Source organism: Micromonospora deserti (assembly GCF_003236335.1).
Classification (GTDB): Bacteria; Actinomycetota; Actinomycetes; order Mycobacteriales; family Micromonosporaceae; genus Micromonospora; species Micromonospora deserti.
Genome location: NZ_POUB01000272.1, coordinates 1 through 7,970, shown reverse-complemented (window position 1 = coordinate 7,970; position 7,970 = coordinate 1). Strand labels below are relative to the sequence as shown.

Here is a 7,970-nt window from a genome sequence, read left to right as displayed (position 1 = left end):
CCAGGGCGGAGACCGGCTCGTCGCAGACGATGATCTCCGGTCGCAGGGCGAGCGCCCGGGCGATGCCGATGCGCTGGCGCTGACCGCCGGAGAACTGGTGCGGGTACCGGTTGATGTGCTCCGGGTTGAGGCCGACCACGTCGAGCAGCTCCTGGACCCGCCGCTGTCGGCTGCCCTTCGGCGCCGCGTCCGGGTGGATCTCGAACGGCTCGCCGATGATGTCGCCGACCGTCATCCGCGGGTTCAGCGAGGTGTACGGGTCCTGCATGACCATCTGCATGTTGCGCCGCAGTCGGCGCAGCTCGGCGCCGGTGGCCTTGAACAGGTTCTTCCCCTCGAGGGTGGCCCGTCCGGCGGTCGGCGTCTCCAGCCGCATCAGCAGCCGGGCCAGGGTGGACTTGCCGCAGCCGGACTCGCCGACCACGCCGAGGGTCTCACCCCGGCGCAGTTCGAAGCTCACCCCGTCGACGGCCTTGACCGCGCCGACCTGCTTCTGGAACAGCACGCCCCGGGTGATCGGGAAGTGCTTGACCAGGTTGTCGACGGAGAGGATCGTCTCGCCCCGAACCTTTGTCGGGCTAGTGGGCGCTGTCATCACGGACCTCCTGCGCGAAGTGGCACGCGCTGGTTCGGCCGTCGCCGAGGACCAGGTCGTGCGGCACCACGTCCACGCAGACCTGCTGCACGTACGGGCACCGGGGGTGGAAGGGGCAGCCGCTCGGGATGCGCATCAGGTTGGGCGGCAGCCCCTTGATGGTGGCGAGCTCCTGGCCGCGTACGTCCATCCGCGGGATCGACTCCAGCAACCCCTTGGTGTACGGGTGGGCGGGTGCCCGGTACAGCGCGCGGACGTCGGCGTGCTCGACGATCCGGCCGGCGTACATGACCGCGATCCGGTCTGCGACGCCGGCGACCACGCCGAGGTCGTGGGTGATCAGGATCATCGCCATGTTGAGATCGCGGCGCAGGTCAGCCAGGAGGTCCATGATCTGGGCCTGCACGGTGACGTCCAGCGCCGTGGTCGGCTCGTCGGCGATCAGCACCTTGGGCTCCATGGCCAGCGCCATCGCGATCATGACGCGCTGCCGCATGCCGCCGGAGAACTGGTGCGGGTAGTCGCCGAGCCGTTTCGCGGCGGCCGGGATCTTCACCAGGTCCATCAGCTCGATGACCCGGCGTCGGGCGTCGGCCCTCGACATTCCCGCCCGGTGGCGCAGCGTCTCGCCGATCTGCCAGCCGACCGGGAAGACCGGGTTCAGCGCCGAGAGCGCGTCCTGGAAGATCATCGCGATCTCCTTGCCCCGTACCTGCCGGCGCTGCTCCTCGGAGAGGGCGAGCAGGTCCCGCCCCTGGTAGCGGATCTGGCCGGAGCGGATGACCGCCGGCGGGGTGTCCAGGATGCCCATGATCGCCTGGGCGGTGACCGACTTGCCGGAGCCGGACTCGCCGAGCACGGCCAGCGTCTCGCCGGGATCCAGGTGGTACGAGACCCCGTTGATCACCCGGGCCACGCCCTCGCCGGTGCGGAACTCCACGTACAGGTCCCGGACGTCCAGGAGGTGGCCGCCCTCCGGGGTCGGGGAGGCCGGCGTCGGCCGGACGGCGGACTGACTCACTGTGCTCGCCTTTCGCTCGCGACTGTCGCCTCGCTCACTCCTCGCGCTCGCATCTCTCACCGCAGCTTCGGGTCGAAGGCGTCGCGGACCGCGTCGCCGAGCATGATGAACGCCAGCACGGTCAGCGCGAGGAAGGTTGACGGGACGACCAGCGGCGTCGCCGACTCCCGCATGTGCACCCGGCCGGCGTCGATGTCGATGCCCCAGGAAGTCGTGGGCGCCTTCAGGCCGATGCCCAGGAAGGAGAGCGTCGCCTCGGCGGCGATGAACGAGCCGAGCGCGATGGTCAGCACCACGATGGCCGGGGCGAGGGCGTTGGGCAGGATGTGGCGCAGCATGATCCGGCCGTTGCCGGCGCCGAGCATCCGGGCCGCGGCCACGTAGTCCTGCTCCTTGGCCGTGATCACCGAGGAGCGGACCACCCGGGCCCCGGTGGTCCAGCCGAGCACGGCCAGCACGAAGATGACCGCGCCGATCCGGACCGTGGCGCTGTCGCTGTTCACCCGCTTGAGCAGCACGATCGCGGCCAGCAGCAGCGGGATGCCGAGCACGATGTCGATCACCCGGGAGAGGACCGCGTCCACCCAGCGGCCGAAGTAGCCGGCGAGCATCCCGACGGTCAGCGCGATCAGGCCGGTGAGCAGCGCGGAGAGCGCGCCGACCAGCAGCGAGGCGCGGGCGCCGTGGACTGCCCGGGAGTACGTGTCGCAGCCCTGGAAGTCGTACCCGAAGAGTGCCCCACCGGACGGTCCGGCGTGCTGGCGGGAGAGTAGGCAGTCGCGCGGGTCGTTGGCGGTGAACAGGCCGGGGAAGGCGGCCATCGCGGCGACCAGCACCACCAGGGCGAGGCTGATCCAGAAGATCGGGTTGCGTCGCAGGTCGCGCCAGGCGTCGCCGGCCAGGCTGCGCGGCTTCTGCGGCGCGCCCACCTGGTTCGGCGCGCCCGGCTCACCGGAGGGCCCACGCCGCGCCGTGTGGTTCTCGCTGGCCGCCACGGTCTCGAAGTCGCTCATGCCGGCACCTCGCTCCGCTCGGTGCCGTGATGGGCGACCAGGCACGCCGCGCCGCCGGTTCGTTCGCCGCGTGCGCTCGGCGTGCCCCGTCGCCGCGCGCCCGGGCGCGGGGAGCCGCGAAACGCCATGCTGCTGATTCGTTCGCTGCGCTCACTCATAGCGGATCCTCGGGTCGAGTACGGCGTACAGGACGTCCACCACCAGGTTGGAGACGAGGTAGACCACGACGAGCACGCTGACGATGCCCACCACCAGTGGGCCGTCCTCGGTGCGGATGCCGCGGAAGAGGTTGAAGCCGACCCCGGGGATGTTGAACACGCCCTCGGTGATGATCGCGCCGCTCATCAGGTTGCCCAGCTCGACGCCGAGGAAGGTGACCACCGGGATGAGCGAGTTGCGCAGTACGTGCACGCTGACGATCCGCCGCTTCACCAGGCCCTTGGAGCGGGCGGTGCGCACGTAGTCGGCCCGCAGGTTCTCCGCCACCGACGTGCGGGTCAGCCGCAGCGCGGTGGCCAGCGACAGCGAGCCGAGCACGATGCCGGGCAGCAGCAGCGCGTACAGGTCGGGGTCGGCGCCCGCGGTGGGCGGGAAGAGCTGCCACCGTACGCCGAGGAAGTACTGCGCCAGCGGGGCGAGCACGATGGTCGGGATGCCGAGCACCAGCAGGGTCAGCAGCAGTGTCGAGTTGTCGAAGATGCCGGCCCGCCGGATGCCGGCGAGCACGCCCGCGGTGACCCCGAAGACGATGGTGACCGCCATGGCGATCAGGGCCAGCTTGATCGTGACCGGCCAGGCGGCGGCCAGGATGTCGCTGATCGAGCGGCCGGTGAGCGACTGCCCGAGGTCGCCCTGGAGGAGGTTCTTGACGTAGTCGAAGTAGCGGTAGAAGAAGCCGCCCACCCCGGTCTGGTCAAGGTGGAACTTCTCCGTCAGGTATGCCCGCTGGGCGGCGGTGACCGGGCGTTCACCGGCGAGTGCCTGGATCGGGTCGCCCTGACCGGCGAACATCAGCGCGTAGACGATCAGGGTGGTCCCAAAGAACGCGAGGACCATCTGGAGCAGCCGCCGCAGGATAAAGCGGAACATACTTGGCAGTCTCTCTGATAAGGGGCAAGAAGATGGCGGGTCGGGCCACCGTCAGCCGAGGGCCCGGCCCGTCCGCGGGTTACTTGACGGCTTCGATCTTCAGCAGGTCGACCCGGTCGAAGAGATCCATCTCCACGTTCGTGACCTTGGTCGAGTGGCCGAAGTTGTTCTGGCCGTAGCGCAGCGGGATCACCGGCAGGTCCTCGGCCAGGATGTCCTCGGCCTGCTGGTACTTCTTGATCGCCTCTTCCTCGCTGCCTGCGCTGGCGCCCTCGGCGAGCAGCTTGTCGAACTCCGGGTTGCTGTAGCCGTAGTAGTTCGACGAGCCGTTGGTGCTGTACAGCGGGCCGAGGTAGTTCTCCATGGACGGGTAGTCCATGACCCAGCCCATCCGGAACAGGCCGACGGGCTGCTTCGCCTTGAGCTTGGTCAGCAGGTCCGCGAACTTCGGCTCGGCGGTGCCCACGCACTCCACGCCCAGGTTGGCCTTGAGCTGGTTGCAGGTCGCGTCGATCCAGTCCTTGTGGCCGCCGTCGCCGTTGTACGACAGCTCGATCTTCGACGGGCCGCCCGCGGCCTGGTACAGGGCCTTGGCCTTGGCGGGGTCGAAGGTGCCGGCCGCGCCGATGGTGTCGTCGCGGTAGCCCGCCACGACGGGCGAGACGAACGAGCGGGCCGGCTGCTGCGAGTCCTTGAAGATCGACTTGGTGATCTCGTCGCGGTCGATCGCCATCGAGATCGCCTTGCGTACGTCCGGGTTGCTGAATTCCTTCTGGAACGTCGGGAACGCCAGCAGTTGCAGCGACGAGGCCGGGCTCTGCTGGAACCGGTCACCGAGGTCGGTGGCGGCCGTCGACAGGTTCTCGGTCGGGATGGTCTTGATCACGTCGAGGTTGTCCGACAGCACGTCCGCGTACGCGGCGGTGAGCTGCTGGTAGATCCGGAACTCGACGCCGGCCACCTTCGGCTTCTCGCCGGGGAAGGCGTCGTACCGCTCGACCTCGACCTTGGCGTCGTGCTGCCAGGTGCCCTTCATCTTGAACGGGCCCTGACCGATCGGCGCCTGCTCGTACCCCTCGGCGAGCACGCCGGGCGCGGAGAAGGCGGCCTGGGGCATCGGGTAGAACGCGGTGTAGCCGAGCATGGTCTTGAACTCGCTGTACGGCTGGGAGAGCGTCACGGTGAAGGTGAGGTCGTCGACCTTCTTCAGGCCGGAGAGCGTCTTGGCCTTCGGGGCATCGCCCTGCATGTCCTCGTAGCCGGCGATCTTCTCGAAGAAGTAGCTGGAGTTCTGCCCGTTGGGGGCGTACGCGCCGTAGTTCCAGGCGTCGATGTAGTTGTCGGCGGTGACCTTCTCGCCGTTGTGGAAGGTGTAGCCGTCCTTGAGCTTGACCGTCCACGTCACGTTGTCCGAGGACGTCACCGACTCGGCCGCCACCTCGTACGGCTTGTTGGCCTCGTCGTAGTCGACGAGCGGGCTGAACAGGGCGCTGAGCACCTGCGAACCGCTCGTCTCGTTGGTGTTGGTGGGCACCAGGTGTTGCGGCTCGGCGATCTCGATCCGCACGGCCGCGTCGGGGTTGCTCTCGCCGGATCCGCCGTCGCCGCCCGAGCCGCAGGCCACCAGGCCCAGGGTCACCGCGAGCGGGAGGGCGGTCCAGGCAGCGAGCCTACGAACACGCATTGAGCCTCCTCATCTCCTCACGCTGCGCAGTCCGGGCCCGACGTTGGGTGACGCTGCGCAACGCTGGGCAACGGTAGGTCGACGGTCGGCAATCGACAACGAACTCGTTGCGAACCGGTAACGGATCGGGCGTGAGCCTCTTGCCCGCCGCGGGCACATCTGGTATTTCATGCCCGCGGGGAATAAGGGTCAAAGCGGCGGTCGCGGTCGGGAGTGGTGGTGCGGTCCGCCACCTTCGGTGGTCGGTGTCCGGTTGTCCCCGGCCGGGCGGTGCGTGCGGCGCACCGTTGTCCGGCCCGGTTCCGCGGCGACCTGAGGGACGTGATCATTACTCAGAGTGACCATTAACACGTCACTCGGCGTTATCAGGGTGAGGGCCGCCCGGGCCGGGGCCGGCGACTGATCCAGGTCGTCCCGATGCCGGGCGCACGCCATGAGACGATCTGGTCGTGACGGCGACGCTTCTGGACGGCAAGGCGACCGCGGCCGAGATCAAGGACGAGCTGCGGGCGCGGGTGAAGGCACTGGCGGAACACGGCATCACCCCGGGACTCGGCACCGTCCTGGTCGGCGAGGACCCCGGATCCCAGGCGTACGTCAACGGCAAGCACCGCGACTGCGCCGAGGTGGGCATCGCCTCGATCCGCCGGGAGCTGCCGGCCGACGCCAGCCAGCAACAGGTCGACCACGTGCTCGCCGAGCTCAACGCCGACCCGGCCTGTCACGGCTACATCGTCCAGCTGCCGCTGCCGGCCCACCTCGATACCCAGCGGGTGCTGGAACTGATCGACCCCGACAAGGACGCCGACGGCCTGCACCCGGTGAACCTCGGCCGCCTCGTCCTCGGCTACGACGCCCCGCTGCCGTGCACCCCGCGTGGCATCGTCGAGCTGCTCCGCCGCCACGACGTGGCGTTGCGCGGCGCGAAGGTCGCCGTGGTCGGCCGGGGCAACACGGTCGGCCGCCCGCTGGGCCTGCTGCTCACCCGGCGCAGCGAGAACGCCACCGTGACCCTCTGCCACACCGGCACGCTCGACCTCGCCGCGCACACCCGGGCCGCCGACATCGTCATCGTGGCCGCCGGCGTTCCGGGCCTGCTCACCGCCGACATGATCACGCCTGGCGCGGTGGTGGTCGACGTGGGCATCACCCGGGTGATCGGCCCGGACGGCAAGGGCCGCTACACCGGCGACGTGGACCCGGCGGTCGCCGAGGTGGCCGGCGCGCTGGTCCCGATGCCCGGCGGCGTCGGTCCGATGACCCGGGCCATGCTGCTGACCAACGTGGTCGAGCGCGCCGAGCGCGACTGACGGGCAGCCGGGTCCGGGCGTGCCGCGGGCTGCCTGCCTTCCCCCCATCGGGGTCATAACCGTCCGCCCCTGGCCGGATCGGTGCCAGGATGACTGATACGGTCCGGAAAACCGACTGGTATCAGGGAGTGGGACGACCATGGGTAAGAAGGTCACTGTCGTCGGGGCCGGCTTCTACGGCTCCACCACCGCACAGCGCCTGGCCGAGTACGACGTCTTCGACACGGTCGTGATCACCGACATCGTCGAGGGCAAGCCGGCGGGTATCGCACTGGACCTCAACCAGTCGCGCCCGATCGAGGGCTTCGAGACCACGGTGGTCGGCGTCACCACCGGCCCGAACGGCGAGGGCTACGAGGCCATCGAGGGCTCGGACGTCGTGGTGATCACCGCGGGTCTGCCGCGCAAGCCGGGCATGAGCCGGATGGACCTGCTGGAGACCAACGCCAAGATCGTCCGTCAGGTCTCCGAGAACGTGGCCAAGTACGCCCCGAACGCCGTCGTCATCGTCGTCTCCAACCCGCTGGACGAGATGACCGCCCTGGCCCAGATCGCCACCCAGTTCCCCCGGAACCGGGTGCTCGGCCAGGCCGGCATGCTCGACACCGCCCGGTTTACCAACTTCGTCGCCGAGGCGCTGAAGGTACCGGTGAGGTCCGTCCGGACGCTGACCCTCGGCTCGCACGGCGACACCATGGTGCCGGTGCCGTCGAAGAGCACGGTGGACGGCAAGCCGCTGCGCGAGGTCATGCCGGCCGAGCAGATCGAGGACCTGGTCGTCCGTACCCGCAACGGTGGTGCCGAGGTGGTGGCGCTGCTCAAGACCGGGTCGGCGTACTACGCGCCGTCCGCCGCCGCTGCCCGGATGGCCAAGGCGGTCGCCGAGGACTCCGGCGAGGTCATGCCGGTCTGCGCCTGGGTCGACGGCGAGTACGGCATCTCCGGCGTCTACCTGGGTGTCGAGGCGGCGATCGGCGCCGAGGGCGTCAAGCGGGTCGTCGAGACCGACCTGGACGCCGACGAGCTGGCCAGCCTGAAGGAGGCCGCCGAGGCCGTCCGCGCCAAGCAGGCCGACATCGCCACCATGTGAGCGGACCACCGCACTCCGCGGGGGCGCGCCGGCACCGCCGGCGCGCCCCCGCGCCGTTCCTGTCCCGTCGACCCGGTGATCACGAAGTTGTCGTCACCCGCTCCGGCGCGCCGCGACAGCAACTTTGCGATCAACGTGACGAGGGGGTTGGTGGGAGGGGGACGAAGG

At 69.6% G+C, this 7,970-nt stretch carries 7 protein-coding genes; 2 read left to right on the top strand and 5 right to left on the bottom strand.

From position 1 onward, the window contains the following. From C1I99_RS26490 to C1I99_RS26470, 5 genes are all read right to left on the bottom strand, one after another. Positions 1-595 (bottom strand): ATP-binding cassette domain-containing protein (locus tag C1I99_RS26490; RefSeq protein WP_146604060.1); only part of this gene is annotated, 595 nt, incomplete at its 3' end. Further along, positions 579-1,616, bottom strand: coding sequence for an ABC transporter ATP-binding protein (locus C1I99_RS26485; RefSeq protein ID WP_111136910.1), 1,038 nt, complete (start codon positions 1,614-1,616; stop codon positions 579-581). The genes C1I99_RS26485 and C1I99_RS26490, both read right to left, overlap by 17 nt. A gap of 56 nt (positions 1,617-1,672) precedes the next feature. Then, positions 1,673-2,629, bottom strand: a complete 957-nt coding sequence (locus C1I99_RS26480; RefSeq protein ID WP_111136909.1) for an ABC transporter permease — start codon at positions 2,627-2,629, stop codon at positions 1,673-1,675. A 150-nt stretch (positions 2,630-2,779) separates the two neighbouring features. Beyond that, positions 2,780-3,718, bottom strand: coding sequence for an ABC transporter permease (locus C1I99_RS26475; protein ID WP_111136908.1), 939 nt, complete (start codon positions 3,716-3,718; stop codon positions 2,780-2,782). A gap of 79 nt (positions 3,719-3,797) precedes the next feature. Further along, positions 3,798-5,402 (bottom strand): peptide ABC transporter substrate-binding protein, encoded by a 1,605-nt coding sequence (locus C1I99_RS26470; RefSeq protein ID WP_111136907.1) that lies wholly within the window; start codon positions 5,400-5,402, stop codon positions 3,798-3,800. Positions 5,403-5,851: 449 nt separating this feature from the next. Between C1I99_RS26470 and C1I99_RS26465 the strand changes: the two genes are divergently transcribed. Together C1I99_RS26465 and mdh are read left to right on the top strand one after the other, a co-directional pair. After that, the gene (locus C1I99_RS26465) at positions 5,852-6,712 is read left to right on the top strand and encodes a bifunctional methylenetetrahydrofolate dehydrogenase/methenyltetrahydrofolate cyclohydrolase (RefSeq protein WP_111136906.1); all 861 of its coding nucleotides are present in this window, start codon (positions 5,852-5,854) and stop codon (positions 6,710-6,712) included. Between the two features lie 139 nt (positions 6,713-6,851). Continuing rightward, complete coding sequence (gene mdh / locus C1I99_RS26460; protein ID WP_111136905.1) at positions 6,852-7,802, top strand: malate dehydrogenase; 951 nt, start codon at positions 6,852-6,854, stop codon at positions 7,800-7,802. Positions 7,803-7,970 lie beyond the last annotated feature (168 nt).

Coding starts and splice junctions, on each gene's coding strand:
- C1I99_RS26475 (WP_111136908.1), bottom strand. CDS start 3,718: ATGTTCCGCTTTATCCTGCGGCGGCTGCTCCAGATGGTCCTCGCGTTC.
- mdh (WP_111136905.1), top strand. CDS start 6,852: ATGGGTAAGAAGGTCACTGTCGTCGGGGCCGGCTTCTACGGCTCCACC.
- C1I99_RS26470 (WP_111136907.1), bottom strand. CDS start 5,402: ATGCGTGTTCGTAGGCTCGCTGCCTGGACCGCCCTCCCGCTCGCGGTG.
- C1I99_RS26480 (WP_111136909.1), bottom strand. CDS start 2,629: ATGAGCGACTTCGAGACCGTGGCGGCCAGCGAGAACCACACGGCGCGG.